This is a genomic window from Streptomyces sp. UW30, from assembly GCF_008042075.1.
Taxonomy (GTDB): domain Bacteria; phylum Actinomycetota; class Actinomycetes; order Streptomycetales; family Streptomycetaceae; genus Streptomyces.
In genome coordinates this window covers 1-2,365 of record NZ_RDBN01000006.1, presented here as the reverse complement: position 1 = coordinate 2,365, position 2,365 = coordinate 1, and the positions used below count along the sequence as shown (strand labels likewise).

The 2,365-nt window shown below is 73.3% G+C and carries 2 protein-coding genes and 2 pseudogenes; 2 read left to right on the top strand and 2 right to left on the bottom strand.

The window, feature by feature from the left end:
* Positions 1-231: pseudogene (locus EAO75_RS47115) on the bottom strand (LuxR family transcriptional regulator); the annotation flags it as partial.
* Between the two features lie 582 nt (positions 232-813).
* On the opposite strand from EAO75_RS47115, the gene EAO75_RS48510 reads away from it, so the two are divergent.
* The gene (locus EAO75_RS48510) at positions 814-1,029 is read left to right on the top strand and encodes a LuxR C-terminal-related transcriptional regulator (protein WP_410092216.1); all 216 of its coding nucleotides are present in this window, start codon (positions 814-816) and stop codon (positions 1,027-1,029) included.
* Here the strand turns inward: EAO75_RS48510 and EAO75_RS07900 are convergent.
* On the bottom strand, positions 983-1,993 hold the full coding sequence (locus tag EAO75_RS07900) for a LuxR C-terminal-related transcriptional regulator (RefSeq protein WP_147994338.1): 1,011 nt from the start codon (positions 1,991-1,993) through the stop codon (positions 983-985). The genes EAO75_RS48510 and EAO75_RS07900 overlap by 47 nt on opposite strands.
* Positions 1,994-2,239: 246 nt before the next feature.
* Between EAO75_RS07900 and EAO75_RS47110 the strand changes: the two are divergent.
* Positions 2,240-2,365: pseudogene (locus EAO75_RS47110) on the top strand (LuxR family transcriptional regulator); the annotation flags it as partial.

Genomic DNA, 2,365 nt, shown 5'->3' with positions numbered 1-2,365 from the left:
CAGCTCAAGGTAGTTGAGCAGGCCCTGTCCGTGCCGGGCCACGTGCGTGTACAGGTCGCGCATCCGCACGCCCCGCCCCCGCAGAGCCATCGCCCGGTGCAGGCCCTCCGTCAGCTCGTGCTCGGGCCGGATGCCGCCGGGCTGCACGGTCAGCACCTCCGTCGTGCACGCCTGCGTCGCCTCGTCCAGGGCGCCCTGGATGCGCGAGTCGCCCTCCAGGACGGTGATGGCGTGGGTGGGCGCCGGCGCCCACCCACGCCATCACCGTGCTGGAGGGCTCCAACCGGATCAACGCGGCCCTCAACCTCGCGACCGGCGAGTGCCGCCACGAGGTGCTGACCGTGCAGCCCGGCGGCATCCGGCCCGAGCACGAGCTGACGGAGGGCCTGCACCGGGCGATGGCTCTGCGGGGGCGGGGCGTGCGGATGCGCGACCTGTACACGCACGTGGCCCGGCACGGACAGGGCCTGCTCAACTACCTTGAGCTGATGGGCGATTCGGTGGAGGCCCGCACSCTGGACGAGGTGATCGACCGGCTGATCCTCTTCGACCGCACGGTGGCCTTCATCCCGGCGAACGCCGACCGCACGCTGGCGCTGGAGCTGCGGCACCCGGGGCTCGTGCACTACCTGGTGACGGTCTTCGAGCGGCTCTGGCGCCTCGCGATCCCGCTGACGGCGCCCCTGCCCCTTCGAGCGGCTCTGGCGCCTCGCGATCCCGCTGACGGCGCCCCTGCCCGACACCGGCATCGAAGGCATCTCCCACCGCGAACAGTCCATCGCCGCGCTGCTCGCCGAGGGGCACCAGGACGCGGTGATCGCGGAGCGGCTGGGGATAAGCGTACGGACGTGCCGGGCGCACATCGCGCGGCTGTCGGAGACGCTGGGGGCGGCGAGCCGTACCCAACTCGGGGTGCGCATAGCGCAGGTGGGGCTGGACGGGCCGCGGGCGTCGTCGTCCGATGCCGCCGGGTCCGCCGTGATCAGGGCTGCTGGTGTGCCTGGTCAAGAATCCCCGACTGGCCGATGAGATAGCCGAGTTGGGCGCGGCTCTCGCTGCCCAGCGTCGCGGCCAGTTTGGCGATGTGGACGCGCACGGTGCGGATGTTCATGCCGAGCCGGTCGGCCATGGCCGCGTCCGTGTGGCCCTCGATGAGCAGGCTCGCGATGGCCCGCTGGCGCGGCGTGACGCCGTTCAGGGTGGGCTGCTGGACGGCCTCGGGGTACATGGGCGTCGCCAGCCGCCACAGCCGCTCGAAGGTCGTGACGAAGTAGCCGACGAGGGCCTCGTGACGGATCTCCAGGGCGAGGGTGCGGTCCTTGTTGGCGGGGATGAAGGCGACCTCACGGTCGATGACGATGAGCCGGTCGRTSACCTCGTCCAGCGTGCGGGCCTCCACCGAATCGCCCATCAGCTCAAGGTAGTTGAGCAGGCCCTGTCCGTGCCGGGCCACGTGCGTGTACAGGTCGCGCATCCGCACGCCCCGCCCCCGCAGAGCCATCGCCCGGTGCAGGCCCTCCGTCAGCTCGTGCTCGGGCCGGATGCCGCCGGGCTGCACGGTCAGCACCTCCGTCGTGCACGCCTGCGTCGCCTCGTCCAGGGCGCCCTGGATGCGCGAGTCGCCCTCCAGGACCCGGATCGCCGAACCGGGCGCGGTGCCCTCGACGCCGGACGCCTGTGACGGCTGGGGGCCGAGACCGGCGTACCACTCGAAGGCGGCCACCGCCGAGCCCATCCGCCGCTGGCTCGCGCTGACCTCGTCGTACACCCCGCGCAGCAGCCGCGTCATGACCTCCTGCGGGGAGGTCGGCACCAGCCAGTCCATGTCGTCGGGGTCCGGGTGCAGCAGTGCCAACTCCAGCAGGCAGGGCACCGGATCCGCGTCGCCGCGCGGCACCCGGCCACGCCGTACGGCCCGGGAGTACACGCGGTCCCCGGCCTCGCACAGCCGGTCGGCGCCGTGTGGATGCTCCTGCGCCCCGTGCCCGGCCATCGCCCCATCCACCCCCGGTTCCTGCCTCTGTCGCCGGCTCGCTCACCTCCGGAGCGCGGTGTCGACACCCCTGCCGGGACACACCGGCCGGGCGGGGCCTGGTCGACGGACCCACCGTGCTCGGCCGTGTCGGCCCCGCGGTTCGCTCGCGCTTCCGCAGCGCAACTATGCGCGGACCGGCCTTGCTCCGCAACACGGCTCCTACCGGGACGGCGACAGAGGCAGGAACCGGGGGTGGATGGGGCGATGGCCGGGCACGGGGCGCAGGAGCATCCACACGGCGCCGACCGGCTGTGCGAGGCCGGGGACCGCGTGTACTCCCGGGCCGTACGGCGTGGCCGGGTGCCGCGCGGCGACGCGGATCCGGTGCCC